Genomic DNA, 18217 nt, shown 5'->3' with positions numbered 1-18217 from the left:
ACAACGACAAAGAGGAGAGCCGGGTGGAGATAGAAATCGTGACCTTGTCCAAGCAGGGCGGGCGTTCGTACAACGAGGACACCTACGGCCACTGGAACGACGACCGCTACGTGGTCTGCGTCGTCGCCGATGGCGCCGGTGGCCACGGTGGCGGCGACGTGGCCGCCACCGTCGTGCGCAGCAGCGTGCTGGCCACCTTCGCCGAGCGCCCGGGCCTCGACGCCGACCTGCTGCGCAACGTCATCGAGCGCGCCAACCTCGACGTGGTGGCGCGCCAGGCCGAGGGCGGCAAGCTGTCGGCGATGCGCTCCACCGTGGTCCTCGCGGCCATCGACCTGCACGAGAACACGGTGGCCATGGCCCACTGCGGCGACAGCCGCGCCTACCTGTTCCGCGGCGGCGCGGTGCTGACCCGTTCCCTCGATCACAGCCTGGTCCAGCAGATGGTGGCCGGCGGCATGCTCGACGACGAAGGCGCGCGGCTGCATCCGCAACGCAACATGTTGCTGTCGGCCCTCGGCGCCATCGAACCGGCGCCCGAGATTGGCATCTCGCGCCCCGTGCCGCTGGCTGTGGGCGACGTGATCCTGCTGTGCTCTGACGGCATCTGGGAACCGCTGGGCGATGCGTGCCTGAACGAGACGCTGCAAGCTTCGCGCAATCCAAGCCAATGGATCGAGCAACTCGATGCGCAGGTCAGGAGCCGCGCCAAGCCCGGCTATGACAACTACACCGCGCTGGCGCTGTGGGCGCATGCGGATGACGACGTGACGCAGATGCTGCCGTAGGCGGCGTCGCAGAAGTCATCGGCGCGCCGCAATAAAAAAAAGCAGAAGCCCTTTCGCGACTTCTGCTTCTTGTCTTCCGCTGTCCGCTCCTGCGCCCGAAGGCTGCCGAGAGCGGACCAGCCCGCAACCCATCAACCGAACGGCGTGTTCTCCGCGATATTCCACGCCGCCGTCTTCTTGCCCTTGCCCGCGCCTTCCTTGGCCTGCGGGTCGTATTCGTATTTCACCTTGGCGAAGTTGAGCGTGATGTTCTCCGTCAGCCGGTCCTCGCCGCCGCTGCCGCCGGTGCTGACGCTGGTCACGATCAGGTCGCTCATGGTGATGGTGATGTATTCCAGCGGGTTGTCGCCGGCCTTGCGCACGACCAGGACGGCTTCGTCGTAGTGCGTGCCCTTGCAGCAGGCAAGGATCAGCGCATGCGAGGCGGAGTCGGTGTACTTCGTGAAGGACAGGTCCTGGATGTTCACCTTGCCGGCGCCGCCGCCGGTGCCCACGTGCGTGGTGCCGCTTTGCGAGAGGCCCCAGTTCCAGGCCAGGACGTCGATTTCCTTCTTGTGCTTGGCATCGACGGATTCGCCTTCGATCGCGCCTATCTTGATAAACATGTCTACGGCCATGATGCTCACCTTTCAGTTGAGAGTGGATAGATAACGGGCTTGCTTGCTTTCGTCGCCATCGGCAATCGATTCGATAGTTGCCAGTAGCTGCTGAGAGAACGAGTTCGCCTCCCTGTTCTCAAACACCTTGCAGCGTTGTCACGCACCTTTCGCGGAGGGCAGTTTCGACACCAGTCGCAGGGACACGGTGAGCCCCTCCAGCTGGTAGTGCGGGCGCAGGAAGAACTTCGAGCTGTAGTAGCCCGGATTGCCTTCCACCTCCTCCACGATCACTTCGGCCGCGGCCAGGGGCTTGCGCGCCTTGGTCTCTTCGGACGAGGTCGACGGGTCGCCGTCGACATAGTTGGTGATCCACTTGTTGAGCCACTTCTCCATGTCGCTGCGTTCCTTGAAGCTGCCGATCTTGTCGCGCACGATGCACTTGAGGTAGTGCGCGAAACGGTTGCAGGCGAACAGGTAGGGCAGGCGCGCGGCCAGGTTGGCGTTGGCGGTGGCATCGGGGTCGTCGTACTCGAAGGGCTTCTGCAGCGACTGCGCGCCGATGAAGGCCGCGAAGTCCGAGTTCTTGCGATGGATCAGCGAGAGCAGGCCGGCCTTCGACAGCTCGGCCTCGCGCCGGTCGCTGATGGCGATCTCGGTCGGGCACTTCTGGTCGACACCGCCATCGTCGCTCGGGAAGGTGTGCAGCGGCAGGCCTTCCACCGCGCCGCCCGACTCGATGCCGCGGATGCGCGAGCCCCAGCCGTACATCTTGTACGAGCGGTTGATGTTGGTGGCCATCGCATAGGCCGCGTTGGCCCAGGCGTAATGGCTGTGGTCGGCGCCAGCCACGTCTTCCTCGAAGTCGAAGTCCTCCACCGGATTGGTCTTGGCGCCGTACGGCGTGCGCGCCAGGAAGCGCGGCATGCACATGCCGAGGTAGCGCGAGTCGTCCGATTCGCGCAGCGAGCGCCAGCCGGCGTATTCGGGCGTGAGGAAGATCTTCGTGAGGTCGCGCGGGTTGGCCAGTTCCTGCCACGATTCCATCTGCATCAGGTGCGGGCTCGCGCCGGTGATGAAGGGCGCATGCGCGGCGGCTGCGATCTTGGCCATCTCGCCGAGCAGTTCCACGTCGGGCGGGCTCTGGTCGAAGTGGTAGTCGCCGACGATGGCGCCGAAGGGCTCGCCGCCGAACTGGCCGTATTCCTGTTCATAGACCTTCTTGAACATCGGGCTCTGGTCCCAGGCCGCGCCCTTGAACTTCTTGAGCTGCTTGTGGAGATCCTTCTTCGAGATGTCCATCACGCGGATCTTGAGGTTCTCGTCGGTCTCGGTGTTGTTCACCATGTAGTGCAGGCCGCGCCATGCACTCTCGATCTTCTGGAAGTCCTCGTTGTGCAGGATCTTGTTGATCTGCTCCGAGAGCTTGGCGTCGATCGCGGCGATCATGGCCTGGATCGACTTGGTCACGTCCTTGCCGATGACCGCGGTGTTGCTCAGCGCCTGCTGCGCCAGCGTGAGCACCGCGGCTTCGACGGCGCTCTTGGCCTCGTCGCTGCGCGGCTTGAATTCCTTCTGCAGGAGCGACGAGAAGTCGTTCCCTTCCAGCGCAACGTCTTTCAGTGCGCTCTGCTGCTCGACTGCTTCGGTGGCCATGATGCGTTCTCCTGATGTTCAGTGAAATGTTCAGTCAGGCGTCACGCGGCAGGCGCGGCGTCCTCGGGCTTCTTGCTGGCGGCCAGCGTCTTCAGCAGTTCGGGGTTCTCCAGCACCTTGGCCAGGAGGTCTTCCGCGCCGCCCTTGCCGTCCATGTAGGTGACCAGGTTCGACAACTGCGTGCGTGCTTCCAGCAGCTTGTTCAGCGCATCGACCTTGCGCGCCACCGCGGCGGGGGAGAAGTCCTCCATGTTCTCGAAGGTCAGGTCGACCTTGAGCTCACCCTCGCCGGTCAGCGTGTTGGGCACGGAGAAGGCGGCATGCGGCTTCATCGCCTTCATGCGGGTGTCGAAGTTGTCGACGTCGAATTCGAGGAACTTGCGGTCGGCCACCGGGATGACCTTGTCCGGGTCGGCCGGCTTGCCCGACAGATCCGCCAGCACGCCCATCACAAAGGGCAACTGGATCTTCTTCTCCGCGCCGTAGAGTTCGACGTCGTATTCGATCTGCACGCGAGGCGCCCGGTTGCGGGCGACGAATTTCTGACTGCTGGTGGCCATGGAAGTAACTCCTTGCGTTGGAAGTAGCGGTTCGCTGGAAAGAGGCTCACTCCGATGACGGGCGCGGGCCCGTCACTGTTTCGATGGTGTCGAGCGCATTGGGCGCGAGGTCGGCCATGATCTCGAAGAAGCTCACGCCGATCAGGCGCTTGGCGCGTTCGATCAGAAGGGGCGCGGGATTGCCCGGTTCGGTCTGTTGCAGGTAGCGGATCACGCGGTCGAGTGTGAGCAGCACGTCCTGCCGACTGCCGAGTTCGCCAGCGCGGGCCGCTGCGGGTCGGGCGCCGCTCGCGGGCGCGTCGCCGTCGCCCGCTTCACCGGTATTGCCGGTCTCACCGTCGGGCCCTGTCTCTGCGCCTTCGCCCACCACCGCCGTGGCGGCGCTGCGCAGCACGACGCCGACGCGGCGTAGCGGATCGAGGTCCATCGCATCGGCCCGGCCGGTGCGATCGGTCACCAGCGCCTGCAGTGCAGCCACCTGCGCCAGGATGCCTTGCAGCAGCGGCATCGTCTCCGGATGTTCGACATGGATCTCGGCCAGCGCGCCGTGCACCTGGGCCGGCGAGTAGCCTGTTCCGCCGCCGACCGGCGTGATCAGGTTGTGCGCGATCGCGATGTCGCGCACCTTGATCGGTCCGACGCCGCGCGAGACGCCCACCGAAGCTTCGTAGAGGTCGCGCACCACCATCGACTGCTGGGTCAGCGGCGCGAGCGCATTGAGGCGCATCGTCGGGTCGTTGTCCTCCTCGGCGTCCAGCACCGGATGGATGCCTTCCCAGTAGGTGTCGAGCAAGGCTGTCAATAGTTGCAAGCCCAGGCTGAAGCCGACCACGCCCTGCTGGCGCGTCGACGCGCGCAGCAGCAGCATCGCCAGGCGCACGTCCTTGGCGCGTCGCAACAGCGCCTGCGACTGGTCCGAGACCAGCCGCCATTCAGGCTCCACCGCAGGAATGACCTTGTCGCCGAACTGCTGCTCGGGCTTGCCTTGGGATGCGGTGTCCAGTGCGGTGAAGGCCGGGTCATGCTCAAGGTCGTCGCCCACAGGCGATGCCTCGCTGATGGGCGCTTGCAAGGCCTCGACGAGTTCGGGAGTCAGCATGTTGCCTGTTCGAATTGACTGGTGATAATCAAAGAAGCGTCCGGACCGGTCAATGCAACGAAGGAAATAGCATGCGTCTTCTTGGCACCCACCGTTTGCCCTATGGCAACCACGCGGTCCTCGCTTCGTTGCTCGTGGGGCTGGCGCTGGCCGGCTGCGCCGCCAAGCCGCCGCCGCCGCCGCCCGTCACCACGCCGATGGACTTCACGATCACCGCGGGCCCGGATGCCAACCCCGATACGCGCGGCCGTGCCTCTCCCATCACGGTGCGCCTCTACGCGTTCAAGACCACCGCCGCCTTCGAAGGCGCGGATTTCTTTACCCTGTTCGAGAAGGACACCGCCATCCTGGCCGCCGACACGGTGCAGCGCGAGGAGATGCTGCTGCGCCCCGGTGAAAGCAAGAAGGTGCAGTTCGTGCTGCCCGCCGATGCCAAGGCCTGGGGCGTGATGGGCGCCTACCGCGACCTCGACCATGCCCGCTGGCGCGAAGTGCGCCCTGTCGAACCGGGCAAGGGGCAGATCGTGACGGTCACGGTGGGCGCGCGGCAGATGAAGATCGACTCGGTCCCCGCGCCACCGCCGCCGCCACCCAAGAAGTAGGGCGCGGCCTGCGCGGAATCACGACGCCCGGTGCAGCCGCGCCAGCGACTGGTCCGCCGGCAGGAAGTGCTGCAGCAGGTCCGAGCTGAAGGCGGCCTGGCTCTGCGGCGACGAGGCGCCGGTCAGGTAGAGGCCGCGCCAGAAGCAGGCGGCCGGCCTGTCGTTCTCCGGCTCGAACAGCTTGACCACCAGTTCGCGCAATGCCGGCTCCAGCGCGATCAGCTGTTCCACCCACTGATGGCTCGCCAGGCGCCCGGCCGGTGCGTCGGGATGCTCCCGCAACAGGCCCGCGCCGAGCGCGCGCAAGCGGGCCGACAGGGTGGCGAACAAGGCGTCGAAGCGCGCGCCCGCTGTATCGGAAACGGGCGCGTCCATTTCCGGGCCTGTTTCCGGGCCGCCAGGGCCGGGCTCGGGAAGCCGATGACCGATCGCCTGCGCGAGCACCTGCGGCGGCAGCACGGCGCACACCTCGACATGGCCGGCCAGCCGTTCGAGCCCGGTGACCACCACATACACGGGCAGCCGCAGTTCCAGCAGTTGCGTGGTCTCGCGCAGCACACGCTGCAGGCGTCCGGCGAGCGGCGCGATCGTCGGCGGCGGCTGCAGCAGCTCGCGTGCTTCCACGCACACCACGATGCCGTTGAGCGGGAGCGCGGGGCGCTGCTCCGCCAGGGCCATCAGCGCACGCAGCCACAGGCCGCGGGCGCGCTGCCCAGCGACGCCGTTGCTCACTGCCGCCGGGCCCAGCGCGATCGCGGCCATGTCCGGACGCACCTGCGCTTGCCAGAACATCCATGGCTGCGCCTCGATCGCCAGCAGCCCCGGCAGGTTGGCCGCGGCATTGCCGACGAACATCACCCACGGCTTGCTGATGTCGGCCGCGTCCCCTTCGGACAGCGCATGCGGCAATGCGGCCAGCGCCGTGTCCGCATCCTCGATGTCGGAGCGCGCCAGCCGGGTGCGCAAGGTGCGCAGCCGCTGCGACCGACGCCGCCCCAACGTCCCCCACCACAGCAGCGCGAATGCCACGGCGCACACCGCGGTCAGCAGCCAGAAGGGGTGGGGCAGTGCGCTCACCTCATCTCTCCGTGGTCTGCAGGAATTCGAACTCGGCGATCAGTCGCTCCGGGTCCTTGTGCAAGGACAGCGATTCGCGCAAGCGCAGCAGGTAGTCGGAGGCCAGCTCGAAAGGCGGCCTGTCGACGTTTTCGCTGAAGGCCGTGGGCGAGGCCAGCACCGTCACCAGCACGGTGCCGAAGGGCGGGCTCACCAGCCAGCTCGAGGGCACGTCCGCGCCGATCTCGATGCGCTCTGCGGCGGCGTGGCGGCGCGGGTTGCGGCCCGCATTGAAATGCAGCACCGAGCCATCGGCGGTGAAGTAGTCGACCCAGACGAAGCCGTCGTAGTTGGGCTGCGTGAGCTGCAGCAGCACCGGATCGCCTTCGCGCAGCTGGCCGTTGCGCGCCGTCTTCGAGTACACGGTCAGCCCCCACTGCTTTTCGCGGTTGCGCATCTGGTAGGGCTTGAGCATCGCGACCACTTCGCAATACGGCCACACCCGCACCGCCAGTTCCACGCGCGTCGACCTCACCCCCTGCACCGCCGACACCTCGCGCTGCACGCGCTGCAGGTCCTCGGCCTGCGACACGAAGCCGCGCACCTCGGCCATGCCGCTGTCCGTCACGGTGGCCTGCAGGTCGGCGCATGCGAAGGCCTGCAGGCGGAGGTCGACGCGTTGCGCGAGCGTGGTCGGCGCCGTGGGCGGGTGGGCCACGAACAGCCACAGCAGCATGGCCAGCGGCAGCAGCAGCGCCAGCGCCAGCCCGCCGCGCAGCATGGTCCGCTCCCGCTGCTCCGGCTTGCTCGGGCCCGGCGGGTCCGGCACCGAATACGGTTGCGGCGTGATGTGCTCCCGCGCGATCTCTTCCAGCGCCAGCGGCGGCGTGGCCAGTTGGCGGGCATGCAGCGCCTTCAGCTTGCCGAGCTCGCCGCTGTCGCCGTTCTCGAAGTAATACTGGCCGCGAAAGCCGTTCGCCAGCACATGCCAGTACACCTCGCGCAGTTCGTCGTCCTCTGCCTGCAGCGAGGACAAGTGATGGAAGAACTCGGTGTGCGCGTTGTTGGAGTTGAACAGCCGCACCTGCAGCGGCGGCAGGCCTGCGTGCCATGCGGGGCGGCGCGCGAGGATCTCGTCGAGCCAGGCGACCAGCGCGAATGACGCCGACTCGACCCGATCCGCCGGCTGCCCGGCGGCCAGCGCCTGTGCGCGCGCCTGTTCCAGCAGCGCGAGCGCCCGGGCCTGGGGTTCCTCCACCGGCGCCTCCGCATGGCCGGCGTGGATCGCGACCTCCAGTTCGAGACCGAGCGAGAACAGGGGTTGGAAGAATTCGAGCAGGCGATGGCGGCTCATGGCTGCTCGCGGCTATGCTGCGTGGGCGCGAAGCCGGTGTGGTTTCGGCGCATGCTCCGTCCCGTCCGTTCTGGAAGTCCCCTGATTCTTCCGGGCGTCGCGGGCATGCACCATACTTCGTGGGAGCTATGCCTTTCGGGCGGCGGCCCGGCTTGCCGGCGCCGCCAAAGGTCGCTATCTTCACACTTGCGTTAACAAATTTTTGCCGCCGGGGGTGCGCCATGAAAATCCTGATCGCCGACGACCACCGGCTCGTCATAGAAGCGGTCAAGGCCAAGTTGTCCGAGCTGGAACCTGCCATCGAATTCGTGCTCGCCATGAGCGTGGATGAATTGCTGGCAAGCGCTTCCGATGACCTCGACCTGGCCGTGATCGATCTCAACATGCCGGGCGCCGAAGGCCAGGCCCACATCGAGGAAATCCGCCGCCGCCATCCCGCGGTGCCGGTGATCGTGCTGTCCGGCTACGAAGACCCGACCGTGATGCGCAGCGCGCTCGAAGTGGGCGTGCTCGGCTTCATCCCCAAGGCCTATTCGCCCGAAGTCATGATCTCGGCCGTCCGGCTGGTGCTGGCCGGCGGCGTCTACGTGCCGCCGCTGATGCTGTCCGCCGTGCCCCCGGGCATCGTGCCGGGCGTCACCGTCGGTGCCGACGCCGCGGCGCCGCGAGGCGCCAACAGCGCCCACACGCTGGAACACCTGCGCAAGGTGCTGACCGAGCGCCAGGTCGAGGTGCTGCAACTGCTGTCGCAAGGCAAGCCCAACAAGCTGATCGGCCGCAGCCTCGGCATCAGCGAAGGCACCGTGAAGATCCACCTGGCCGCCATCTTCCGCGCCCTCAACGTCCGCAACCGCACCGAGGCCGTGGTGGCTGCGCAGACGCTGACTGAAGCGCAGACCTGAAATCGGGAGCCGGACCCGAACGCAGAAGTCGCAAAGGTTTCGCAGAAGTCGCAGAAGGAAAACCAAAGAATAATTTTCTGGTTTCTTCTTGTCTTCTTTTGCGTCCTCTGCGTTCGAAGTCCGCATTCAGCAGCCCTCCGCCCCGCACCACCTCGCTTCAGGCCAGGAATCGCTGCGCCAGGCTCACCCAGTAGCTCGCACCCAGCGGCAGGGCGCGATCGTTGAAGTCGTACTTCGGGTTGTGCACCATGCAGCCGCCGTCCTCGCCCGTGCCGTTGCCCAGCACCACATAGGAGCCGGGCACCACCTGCAGCATGTAGGCGAAGTCCTCGCTGCCCATCGCCGGGTCGCGCTGCACCACCTTGTCCTCGCCGAACATGTCGACCGCGATCTGGCGCGCGAATGCCGTTTCGCGCTCGTGGTTCACCAGCACCGGGTATTTCTGGATGTAGTCGATCTCGCACTTCAGGCCATAGCTCTCGGCCTGCGCCTGCACGAAGGCCTTCAGGCGGCGCTCGATCTGGTCGCGCACCGCAGGGTCGAGCGCACGCACGCCGATCTTCAGGATGGCGCGCTCCGGCACGATGTTGTAGACCTCGCCCGACTGCAGCGAGCCCACGGTGATCACCGCGGCCTTGTGCGCGTTCACCTCGCGCGACACCAGGCTCTGCAGCCCCAGCACGATGCTGGCAGCGCACTGCATCGGGTCGATGCCGTGGTGCGGCATGGCGCCGTGCGCGCTCACGCCGGTGAGCGTGATGGTCACGCGGTCGAACGATGCCATCGCCGCGCCTTCGCGTATCGCCATCTGGCCGACAGGAATGCCGGGCCCGTTGTGCAGCGCGAACACCGCATCGCAGGGAAAGCGCTCGAACAGGCCCTCCTCGATCATGACCCGCGCACCGCCCTCGTTCTCCTCGGCTGGCTGGAAGATCAGGTTCAGCGTGCCGTCGAAGCCGCGGTGCTCGGACAGGTAGCGCGCCGCGCAGAGCAACATCGCCGTATGGCCGTCATGGCCGCAGGCGTGCATGCAGCCGATGCGCCGGCTGGCCCATGCCAGGCCGGTGTTCTCGACGATGGGCAGCGCATCCATGTCGGCGCGAATGCCCAGGCGGCGCGTGCCGGTGCCTTCGCGCAGCGTACCGACCACGCCGGTGCCAGCCAGGCCGCGATGCACTTCATAACCCCAGGCCGCGAGCTTTTCGGCCACCAGGTCGCTGGTCTGGTGCTCCGCGAATGCGAGTTCCGGATTCGCGTGGATCTGGCGCCGGATGGCCACCATTTCCGGCGCGAGCAGTTGCATGCGGTCGAGGAGTTGGGTTGCGTCCATGAGTAGTTTTTTCCTTAAGGTTCGATGCGGATGTTCAGGTCCTTGACGAGCTTGGCGTAGCGCGCCGCGTCGTCACGATAGAGCTTATGTTGCTCGGCTGCCGTCATCGGCGGCATCGGTTCGCTGCCGCCGGACCGGATGCCGGCCCGCAACGTGGTCACCGCGATGGCTTCCCGGAACGCGGCCTGCAGGCGCTCCACCAGCGGCGCAGGCGTGGTCGCCCGCACGAACAGGCCGCCCCAGGTCGTGAAGTTCACGCCCTTGAGCGCGTGGCTTTCCTGCACCGTGGCGAATTGGGGCGCCAGCGGGCTGCGCTCGCGGGTGAGCATGCCCAGCGACGTCACCTTTCCGCCCTTGACGTAGTCCAGCGCGCCGCCACTGAGCGTCGCGACGGCAATGTCCACTTGCTGGCCGAGCATGTCGTTGTACATCGGCGCCGCGCCCGTGTAGGGCACGTGCAGCAGCTTCACGCCCATCAACGCGCCGATGTGGGCGCCCAGCACATGCTGGAATGAGCCTGCGCCCACGCTGCCGTACGTCAGCTCGCGCGGTGCGTTCCTGGCGTACTTCTGCAACTCGTCGGCATTCTTCACGGGCAGTCCGGTGCGGGCGACCAGGATCATCGGCGTGCGGGTGGTGATGCCCACAGGTACGAACGCAGTCGGCTTGTACTTGACGGCGGCATTCAGCGTCGGCACCAGGATCAGCTCGTTCGGCGATCCGTAGAACAGCGTGCGGCCATCCGCCGGCGACGCCAGCAGCTTCTGTGCGCCGATTGCGCCGCCGGCCCCCGGGATGTTCTGGACCACCACCGGCATCTTCAATGCCTTCGCGAGATGCGGTGCGATGCGCCGCGCAACGATGTCGGACGCGCCGCCGGCCGGGTAGGGAACGATGATGGTCACGGGCTGGCTGTCCTGTGCCCACGCGGCGCGGCCGGCGGCCAGTCCTGTGAGCGCGAGGGCGGCGGCGCCGCGGCGGGTGAAACGGGTGTTCGGGTTCATTTGTCGTTGCCTCCTTGATGACCGGGAAAGGAGGACGCGCGCCGGCACTCGACTGCGTTGCGCGCTACGCCTCCCGGAACGCGGCGGGGCCCAGGGCGGCTCCCGCTCGCGCCAGCAGCGTATACGACTCGCGCTCCAGGGCCTCGCGATGCTCGGGCGCGGCGATGGCGATCATGCGGCGCACGCGCACCGACAGCGGCTGGTCGCGCAGGTCGGCCACACCGTATTCGGTCACGATGAGCCCCGCGTCGGCGCGCGAGGTGCTCACCGGCCCGGCCAGGTTCAGGACGATGCGGCTGCGCGCACCCGAGCGGGCCGGCAGCCCGACGATGGGCAGGCCGCCCCGGCTGCGACGCGCGCCGCGCAGGAAATCGACCGCCCCGCCGACCGCGCCGACGTAGACGCCGTCGGCCACCTCGGCATTGACCTGACCGGTCAGGTCGACCTCGATGGCGCCGTTGATGGCCACCAGCCGCTCCTGCGCGGCCAGCACCTCGGGGTCATGCGTGTACTCGGTGCCGCACAGCCGCAGGCTCGTGTTGCGATGGGCGAACTCGCGCAGCCGCCGTCCCCCGAGCAGGATGCCGAGCACGCCGACGCCCTTGTCCACAATCTTGCGCGCATGCGTGAGTGCGCCCGATTCGGCCAGCGCGACGATGCCGTCGCCGGCCGCGCCGCTGTGCAGGCCCAGGTCGCGGCGGTCGAGCAGCGCAGCGGGCACTGCCTCCGGCACGGCGCCGATGCCCAGCTGCAGCGTCGCGCCGTTTTCCACCAGCGCGGCGATGTGCGCGGCGATGGCCTGCTCGACCGGACCGATGCGCGCGGCCGGCGCGTCGACGATCGGATGACGCGCCTCGAAGCAGGCAGCCACGCGCTCCGGGCCAATGCCCGGGCCGCCATGCAATTGCGGCAGGTCGGGATGCACCTCGACCAGCACCGTGCGCGCCACTTCCAGCGCTGCGCCCAGGTATTCGTGCGCCAGGCCCAGTTGGTAGCGCCCGTCGGCGCCGGGCGGCGGCACCTGCAGCATCAGTACGTCGACCTTCAGCGCGCCGCTCCGGATCATCGCGGGCAACTGCGAGTAGTGCACTGGCAGCACGTCGAGCACGCCGGCCTGTGCCAGGCCGCGCTGCGATGCGCCGGAGATATAGCCCACGAAGTCGAGGCAGTCGGCATGCTCCGGCTGCAAGGTGCCCCCGAAACCCAGTCCTACCCACACGCGCACACGACCGTGGCGCGCGATCGACGCGCGTTGCGCCACCAGGGCCTGCGTCAGCGTCAATGGCTCGGCTGTGCCCTGGCCCCACATGACGGTGTCGCCGGGCCGGATCCAGTCCTGCAGCAAAGGCTCGCCTGCTTGTCTCATTTCTTGCCAGTTCGCGATGTGAGGGGTTCAACATCATGACATGCATAGATATTTTCGATACTATCGTCCCGAAATAACGCAATATCAGGAGACTCGACATGGCAAACATGATGGAGAACAAGGTCGTCGTGGTGACCGGTGCAGGCAACGGCATCGGGCGCGACATTGCGCTGGCGATGGCGGCCGAAGGCGCCAAGGTGGTGGTCAACGACCTGGGCACCAGCGGCAGCGGCGAGGGCAGCGATGCCGGCCCGGCGCAGGCGGTGGTCAACGAGATCCGCGCGGCCGGCGGCGAGGCGGTGGCCAGCACCGAGAGCGTGTCGGAATGGAACGCGGCCAACCGCATCGTGCAGACCGCGCTCGACCACTTCGGCCGCATCGACGGCGTGGTCAACAACGCCGGCATCCTGCGGGATCGCATGTTCTTCCGCATGAGCCCGGAGGAGTGGAAAGCGGTCATCGACGTGCACCTCAACGGCAGCTTCTACGTGGCGCGTGCAGCCGCCAACCACTTCAAGGAACAGGGCAGCGGCGCCTACCTGCACATGACCTCGACCTCGGGGCTGATCGGCAACTTCGGCCAGGTCAACTACGCGGCGGCCAAGCTCGGCATCGTCGGCCTGTCGCGCAACATCGCGCTCGACATGCAGCGCTACAACGTGCGCTCCAACTGCATCGCGCCGTTTGCGTGGAGCCGCCTGATCGGCACCATCCCGACCGAGACGCCGGAAGAGAAGCAGCGCGTCGAGCGCATGAAGCGCATGGAGACGAACAAGATCGCGCCGCTGGTCGTGTACCTGTGCTCGGACGCGGCCAAGGAGGTGTCGGGCCAGATCTTCACCGTGCGCGCCAACGAGATCTTCCTGTTCAACCAGATCCGTCCGATGCGCGGGGTGCACCGCGGCGAAGGCTGGACGCCGCAGACGGTGGCGGACCATGCGATGCCGGCATTGAAGGCGGGCTTCACGCCGCTGGAACGCAGCGCCGATGTGTTCTGCTGGGACCCGATCTGATCCCATCCACTCTTTCTCCCTCTCCCTCCGGGAGAGGGCCGGGGTGAGGGGCCGCGGCGCTCGCACTCCATACGCCCACTTCATCCGCGCCATCGAGCCCATGCCCATCGATTACCAAAAGCTACGCAACCGCGTCTTCCCCGACATCGAGCAGACGTACACCTGGAAAGACAGCGCCCTCTACGCCCTGGGCGTCGGCTTCGGCCACGACCCGCTGGACGAGCGGCAGTTGCCCTTCGTCTACGAGCAGCAGATGCGTGCCGCGCCCACCATGCCGGTGGTGTTGGCCACGCCGGGCTTCTGGCTCAAGGAGCCTGACTCGGGCGTGGATTGGGTGAAGGTGCTGCACGGCGAGCAGAGCCTGACGATCCACCAACCCATCCCGGTGGGTGCCACCGTGGTGGGCCGCCTGAAAGTCACGTCCATCGTCGACAAGGGGCGCGACAAGGGCGCGCTACTCGTGGCCGAACGCACGCTGCATGACAAGGCCACTGGCGCCCTGCTGGCCACGCTGGAAGGCCTGACCTTCTGCCGCGGCGATGGCGGTTTCTCCGAAACGCCCGGCAACGGCCCCGCCGGCGGCGACCCCGCGCCCAAGGCCAAGCCCGCCACGCCCGACCGCGCCCCCGACATCGTGTGCGACCTGCCGACCATGCCGCAGGCCGCCTTGCTCTACCGCCTGTGCGCGGACCTCAACCCGCTGCATGCCGACCCGGCCGTGGCGCGCGCGGCCGGCTTCAAGCAGCCGATCCTGCACGGCCTGGCCAGCTTTGGCGTGGCGGGCCACGCGATCTTGCGCACCTGCTGCGACTACGACCCGGCGCGGCTGCGTTCCATCGGTCTGCGCTTTGCGAGCCCGATGTACCCCGGCGAGACCCTGCGCACCGAGATCTGGCGAGACGGCGCCCGCGTGCAGTTCCGCGCGCGCTCGCTCGAACGCGATGTGGTCGTGCTGTCGCACGGCACCGCCGACATCGGCACCTGAACTTTTTTTCTCCAACACGAAAGACCCAGCATGACGCAGGACCGCGGCATCCTTTCATTCGGCGCCTACCTCCCATGGCGGCGCCTCCAGCGCAAGGCCATCGCCTCTGCCAACACCTGGTTCAACCCGGGCCTCAAAGGCCAGGCGAAGGGCGAGCGCGCCATCGCCAACTGGGACGAAGACGCGATCACGATGGGCATCGAAGCCGCACGCGATGGCCTCGCCGGCTTCGACCGCTCGAAGATCACCCACGCCGTACTCGCATCGACGACGCACCCTTTCGCCGACCGGCTCAATGCCGGCGTGGCAACCGGCGCATTGGGCCTGGCCGACAACGTGGGCGCGCAGGATGCGGGCGGCAGCATGCGCGCCGGCACCTCGGCGCTGATCCAGGCGCTGCAAGGCATCGGCCAGACCCTGGTGATGGCTGCTGACAAGCGCCAGGCCAAGGCCGCCAGCACGCAGGAGATGGCGTACGGCGACGGCGCAGCCGCGATGCTCGTCGGCAGCGGCACGCCCATCGCCAAGTTGCGCGCAGCGCACAGCCACACGGTCGACTTCGTGCACCAGTACCGCATGCACGACCAGTCGCATGACTACGCCTGGGAAGAGCGCTGGATCCGCGACGAGGGCTACTTCAAGATCGTGCCTGCGGCCGTCAAGGCCGCCTTGCAGGCCGCGGGCGTCGAAGCCTCGGCCGTGGCGCACTTCTGCATGCCCTGCACGCTGTCGCGCGTGGGGGCCGGCGTGGCCAAGAAGGTCGGCATCCCCGACAGCGCTGTGCGCGACAACTTCGCCGCCACCTGCGGAGACACCGGCGCGGCGCACGCAATGCTGATGCTCGCGCACGCACTCGAAGGCGCGAAGCCCGGCGACATCATCGTCGTCGCCGCCTTCGGCCAGGGCTGCGATGCGCTGGTGCTCGAAGCGACGCCCGCCATCGCGCAACGCGCAACAGGCGGCAGCGTCAGCGCCGCACTCGCGCGCCGCAGCGAGGACGGCAACTACATGCGCTACCTCACCATCAACGGCCTCGTCGACGTCGAGCGCGGCATGCGCGCCGAGGCCGACAAGCTCACGCCGCAAAGCACCGCCTACCGCAACCGCGACGCGCTGCTGAGCCTCATCGGCGGCAAGTGCCGAAGCTGCGGCACGGTGCAGTACCCCCAGCAACGCTACTGCGTCGAGCCAAGCTGCAAGGCGCTCGACAGCCAGGACGACCACCCCTTCGCCGAATCGCGCGCCAGGGTGCTTTCGTACACCGCCGACCAGCTCACCTACAGCCCCGATCCGCCGGCCTGGTACGGCATGGTGCAGTTCGACGAGGGCGGGCGGATGATGGCCGACTTCACCGACGTGGCCACGGTCGACGTCGGCACGCCGATGCGCATGGCCTTCCGCATCAAGGATGTGGACGCCGCGCGCGGCTTCCAACGTTATTTCTGGAAAGCGCAGCCGGTGATGCAAGCCGCGCCCGCGCAAAGCTGACACAAGGAGCACACATGGCCACCGGAATCAAAGACAAGGTCGTCGTCCTCGGCATGGGCTGCTCGCGCTTCGGCGAGCGCTGGGACTGCAACGCGGAAGACCTCATGGTCGAGGCCTTCGAGGAAGCGCTGACGGACGCCGGCATCACGCGCGACCGCATCGAGGCCGCATGGCTCGGCACGGCGATTGGCGAGCAGCACGTCGGCCTGTCGTCGGTGCCGCTCGCGATGACGCTGCGGCTGCCGTACATCCCCGTGTCGCGCGTCGAGAACTACTGCGCCACCGGCACCGAGGCCTTCAGGGGCGCGTGCTACGCGGTCGCCTCGGGCGCGGCTGACATCGCGCTCGCGCTCGGCGTGGAAAAGCTCAAGGACACCGGCTACGGCGGCCTGCCGCAACGCGGACGCGGCGCGCTCAACAACCTGCACTGGGCGAACATCTCTGCGCCGGGTTCGTTCGCGCAACTCGCGAGCGCCTACCGGGCGAAGCATGGCGTCGATGCCGGCGACCTGAAGCGCGCGATGGCGCACATCTCGGTCAAGAGCCATGCCAACGCAGCGAAGAACGACAAGGCGCACTTGCGCAACGCGATCAGCGAACAGGACGTGCTCAACGCGCCGATGATCGCCGACCCGCTGGGCCTGTACGACTGCTGCGGCGTCTCCGATGGATCGGCCTGCGCCATCGTCACCACGCCCGAGATCGCGCGCAGCCTCGGCAAGAAGGACCTGGTCGCGGTGAAGGCGCTGCAACTCGCGGTGTCGAACGGCGAGGAAGCGCAGCTCGGCAAATGGGATGGCTCGTACTTCGCGACAACCCGCGTCGCCGCCGCCCGCGCGTACAAGGAAGCCGGCATCACGAAGCCGCGCGAGCAGGTCTCGCTGGTCGATGTGCACGACTGCTTCTCCGTGACCGAACTGGTGACGATGGAAGACCTGCTGCTGTCGGACGAGGGCACCGCTATCCGCGACGTGCTCGACGGCTTCTATGACGCCGACGGCAAGGTGCCGTGCCAGATCGACGGCGGCCTGAAGTGCTTCGGCCATCCGATCGGCGCGTCAGGCCTGCGCATGATCTACGAGATGTACCTGCAACTCGGCGGCCGCGCCGGTGCGCGCCAGCGTGCCAACCCGACCTTCGGCATGACGCACAACCTGGGTGGATTCCCGAGCCAGAACGTCTCGTCCGTCACCATCGTCGGCGCATACGGCGCTTGAACCGAGAGCACACATGCAACGACGCCCCTCCCCCTGGATGACGGAAGACCTGGCGCTGCTGGCCGACAACGCCGCGCGCTTCTTCGAGCGCGAAGCGGTGCCCAACGAGCAGCGCTGGCGGGCCGAGCACCTGGCCGACCGCGGCTACTGGAACAAGCTCGGCGCGGCCGGCCTGCTGTGCGTCAGCATCCCCGAGGAATACGGCGGCGGCGGCGGCGACTTCCGGCATGAAGCGGTGATCCTCCGGTCGCAGATGGACGCGCTGGTCGGCGGCGGCTCCAACAACGTGCATTCGGGCATCGTCGCGCACTACATCCTGCAGTTCGGCACCGAGGCGCAGAAGCGCCGCTGGCTGCCGAAGATGGCGACCGGCGAAATGGTCGCGGCCATCGCCATGACCGAGCCCGGCGCAGGCACCGATCTGCAGGCGCTGCGCACCAGCGCACGGCGCGAGACTTCGGCCAATGGGGACCACTACGTCATCAACGGCAGCAAGGTCTTCATCACCAACGGCTGGCATGCCGACCTGGTCTGCGTGGTGGCGCGCACCGGCGCGGAGAAGGGCGGCAAGGGCCTGTCGATCGTCGTCGTCGAAACAAAGGACCAGCAGGGCTTCCGGCGCGGCAAGCTGCACGACAAGATCGGCCAGCACAGCATCGATACCTGCGAACTCTTCTTCGACGACATGCGCGTGCCTTGCGAGCAGTTGCTGGGCACGGAAGAGGGCAAGGGCTTCGCGCAACTCATGAACCAGTTGCCGCGCGAACGCCTCATCGTCGCCACCGGCGGCGTCGCCACGATGCAGCGCGCGGTGCAGGAGACGATGGCGTACGTCACCCAGCGCAAGGTCTTCGGCGAGACCCTGATGAAGATGCAGAACACGCGCTTCAAGCTGGCCGAATGCCAGACCCACGCCACCATCGCGCAGAGCTTCGTCGACGACTGCGTGCTGCGCGCGATGAAGGGCGAGCTTGATTTGCCGACCTCGGCCATGGCCAAGTGGTGGGTCAGCGACACGCTGTGCAAGGTCATCGACGAATGCCTGCAGTTCTTCGGCGGCTACGGCTACATGAACGAGTACCCCATCGCCCGCATGTACGCCGACGCGCGCGTGGGCCGCATCTATGGCGGCAGCAACGAGGTGATGAAGGAGCTCATCGCGCGCAGCATGGAAAGCCAGGCGCTGGGCTGACCGCGACAC

The 18217-nt window shown here is 67.4% G+C and carries 17 protein-coding genes; 8 read left to right on the top strand and 9 right to left on the bottom strand.

Features of this window, described 5'->3' with window-relative positions; all coding sequences use genetic code 11:
• Positions 1–23 precede the first annotated feature (23 nt).
• Entirely contained in the window at positions 24–788 is a 765-nt protein-coding gene (locus tag HB681_RS27780) for a protein phosphatase 2C domain-containing protein (protein WP_213958108.1), read from the top strand.
• 131 nt (positions 789–919) lie between these two features.
• Here the strand turns inward: HB681_RS27780 and HB681_RS27775 are convergent, their stop codons facing one another.
• The 4 genes from HB681_RS27775 to tssA form a co-directional block, all read right to left on the bottom strand.
• The gene (locus HB681_RS27775; RefSeq protein ID WP_213958107.1) at positions 920–1405 is read right to left on the bottom strand and encodes a type VI secretion system tube protein Hcp; all 486 of its coding nucleotides are present in this window, start codon (positions 1403–1405) and stop codon (positions 920–922) included.
• Between the two features lie 138 nt (positions 1406–1543).
• A complete protein-coding gene (gene tssC, locus HB681_RS27770) occupies positions 1544–3040 on the bottom strand; it encodes a type VI secretion system contractile sheath large subunit (protein ID WP_213958106.1) in 1497 nt (498 codons plus the stop codon).
• A gap of 41 nt (positions 3041–3081) precedes the next feature.
• Complete coding sequence (gene tssB / locus HB681_RS27765) at positions 3082–3600, bottom strand: type VI secretion system contractile sheath small subunit (RefSeq protein WP_213958105.1); 519 nt, start codon at positions 3598–3600, stop codon at positions 3082–3084.
• A 46-nt stretch (positions 3601–3646) separates the two neighbouring features.
• A complete protein-coding gene (gene tssA / locus HB681_RS27760) occupies positions 3647–4699 on the bottom strand; it encodes a type VI secretion system protein TssA (protein ID WP_213958104.1) in 1053 nt (350 codons plus the stop codon).
• Positions 4700–4770: 71 nt separating this feature from the next.
• Here tssA and tssJ point away from each other — a divergent pair, with 71 nt between their 5' ends.
• Positions 4771–5301 carry a type VI secretion system lipoprotein TssJ gene (gene tssJ / locus HB681_RS27755; protein WP_213958103.1) on the top strand — a complete coding sequence of 177 codons (531 nt, stop codon included), beginning with the start codon at positions 4771–4773 and terminating at the stop codon, positions 5299–5301.
• An 18-nt stretch (positions 5302–5319) separates the two neighbouring features.
• Here the strand turns inward: tssJ and HB681_RS27750 are convergent, their stop codons facing one another.
• On the bottom strand, positions 5320–6378 hold the full coding sequence (locus HB681_RS27750) for a type VI secretion system protein (protein WP_213958102.1): 1059 nt from the start codon (positions 6376–6378) through the stop codon (positions 5320–5322).
• Position 6379: 1 nt separating this feature from the next.
• A complete protein-coding gene (locus tag HB681_RS27745) occupies positions 6380–7711 on the bottom strand; it encodes a DotU family type IV/VI secretion system protein (protein ID WP_213958101.1) in 1332 nt (443 codons plus the stop codon).
• Between the two features lie 221 nt (positions 7712–7932).
• Here HB681_RS27745 and HB681_RS27740 point away from each other — a divergent pair, with 221 nt between their 5' ends.
• Positions 7933–8613: a response regulator transcription factor gene (locus HB681_RS27740; protein WP_213958100.1), complete on the top strand. Its 681-nt coding sequence runs from the start codon at positions 7933–7935 to the stop codon at positions 8611–8613.
• Positions 8614–8770: 157 nt separating this feature from the next.
• Here the strand turns inward: HB681_RS27740 and HB681_RS27735 are convergent, their stop codons facing one another.
• The 3 genes from HB681_RS27735 to HB681_RS27725 form a co-directional block, all read right to left on the bottom strand.
• Positions 8771–9943 (bottom strand): M20 aminoacylase family protein, encoded by a 1173-nt coding sequence (locus HB681_RS27735; protein WP_213958099.1) that lies wholly within the window; start codon positions 9941–9943, stop codon positions 8771–8773.
• Between the two features lie 14 nt (positions 9944–9957).
• Complete coding sequence (locus HB681_RS27730) at positions 9958–10947, bottom strand: tripartite tricarboxylate transporter substrate binding protein (RefSeq protein WP_213958098.1); 990 nt, start codon at positions 10945–10947, stop codon at positions 9958–9960.
• 64 nt (positions 10948–11011) lie between these two features.
• A complete protein-coding gene (locus HB681_RS27725) occupies positions 11012–12313 on the bottom strand; it encodes an acetyl-CoA hydrolase/transferase C-terminal domain-containing protein (RefSeq protein ID WP_213958097.1) in 1302 nt (433 codons plus the stop codon).
• Between the two features lie 98 nt (positions 12314–12411).
• On the opposite strand from HB681_RS27725, the gene HB681_RS27720 reads away from it, so the two are divergent.
• From HB681_RS27720 to HB681_RS27700, 5 genes are all read left to right on the top strand, one after another.
• A complete protein-coding gene (locus HB681_RS27720; protein ID WP_213958096.1) occupies positions 12412–13326 on the top strand; it encodes an SDR family NAD(P)-dependent oxidoreductase in 915 nt (304 codons plus the stop codon).
• Positions 13327–13426: 100 nt separating this feature from the next.
• The gene (locus tag HB681_RS27715) at positions 13427–14311 is read left to right on the top strand and encodes a MaoC/PaaZ C-terminal domain-containing protein (RefSeq protein WP_213958095.1); all 885 of its coding nucleotides are present in this window, start codon (positions 13427–13429) and stop codon (positions 14309–14311) included.
• Positions 14312–14341: 30 nt separating this feature from the next.
• Positions 14342–15799, top strand: a complete 1458-nt coding sequence (locus HB681_RS27710; protein WP_213958094.1) for a 3-oxoacyl-[acyl-carrier-protein] synthase III C-terminal domain-containing protein — start codon at positions 14342–14344, stop codon at positions 15797–15799.
• Between the two features lie 14 nt (positions 15800–15813).
• On the top strand, positions 15814–17016 hold the full coding sequence (locus HB681_RS27705) for an acetyl-CoA acetyltransferase (RefSeq protein WP_213958093.1): 1203 nt from the start codon (positions 15814–15816) through the stop codon (positions 17014–17016).
• Positions 17017–17029: 13 nt separating this feature from the next.
• Positions 17030–18208 (top strand): acyl-CoA dehydrogenase family protein, encoded by a 1179-nt coding sequence (locus HB681_RS27700; protein WP_213958092.1) that lies wholly within the window; start codon positions 17030–17032, stop codon positions 18206–18208.
• The last annotated feature ends 9 nt before the right edge of the window (positions 18209–18217 follow it).

It is taken from the genome of Variovorax sp. dw_954 (assembly GCF_018449755.1).
GTDB lineage: Bacteria > Pseudomonadota > Gammaproteobacteria > Burkholderiales > Burkholderiaceae_C > Variovorax.
Note: the sequence above shows the minus strand (reverse complement) of the source record. Positions and strands in the feature narration are given on the sequence as shown.

Coding starts and splice junctions, on each gene's coding strand:
- HB681_RS27775 (WP_213958107.1), bottom strand. CDS start 1,405: ATGGCCGTAGACATGTTTATCAAGATAGGCGCGATCGAAGGCGAATCC.
- tssC (WP_213958106.1), bottom strand. CDS start 3,040: ATGGCCACCGAAGCAGTCGAGCAGCAGAGCGCACTGAAAGACGTTGCG.
- tssB (WP_213958105.1), bottom strand. CDS start 3,600: ATGGCCACCAGCAGTCAGAAATTCGTCGCCCGCAACCGGGCGCCTCGC.
- tssA (WP_213958104.1), bottom strand. CDS start 4,699: ATGCTGACTCCCGAACTCGTCGAGGCCTTGCAAGCGCCCATCAGCGAG.
- tssJ (WP_213958103.1), top strand. CDS start 4,771: ATGCGTCTTCTTGGCACCCACCGTTTGCCCTATGGCAACCACGCGGTC.
- HB681_RS27745 (WP_213958101.1), bottom strand. CDS start 7,711: ATGAGCCGCCATCGCCTGCTCGAATTCTTCCAACCCCTGTTCTCGCTC.
- HB681_RS27740 (WP_213958100.1), top strand. CDS start 7,933: ATGAAAATCCTGATCGCCGACGACCACCGGCTCGTCATAGAAGCGGTC.
- HB681_RS27735 (WP_213958099.1), bottom strand. CDS start 9,943: ATGGACGCAACCCAACTCCTCGACCGCATGCAACTGCTCGCGCCGGAA.
- HB681_RS27730 (WP_213958098.1), bottom strand. CDS start 10,947: ATGAACCCGAACACCCGTTTCACCCGCCGCGGCGCCGCCGCCCTCGCG.
- HB681_RS27725 (WP_213958097.1), bottom strand. CDS start 12,313: ATGAGACAAGCAGGCGAGCCTTTGCTGCAGGACTGGATCCGGCCCGGC.
- HB681_RS27720 (WP_213958096.1), top strand. CDS start 12,412: ATGGCAAACATGATGGAGAACAAGGTCGTCGTGGTGACCGGTGCAGGC.
- HB681_RS27715 (WP_213958095.1), top strand. CDS start 13,427: ATGCCCATCGATTACCAAAAGCTACGCAACCGCGTCTTCCCCGACATC.
- HB681_RS27710 (WP_213958094.1), top strand. CDS start 14,342: ATGACGCAGGACCGCGGCATCCTTTCATTCGGCGCCTACCTCCCATGG.
- HB681_RS27705 (WP_213958093.1), top strand. CDS start 15,814: ATGGCCACCGGAATCAAAGACAAGGTCGTCGTCCTCGGCATGGGCTGC.
- HB681_RS27700 (WP_213958092.1), top strand. CDS start 17,030: ATGCAACGACGCCCCTCCCCCTGGATGACGGAAGACCTGGCGCTGCTG.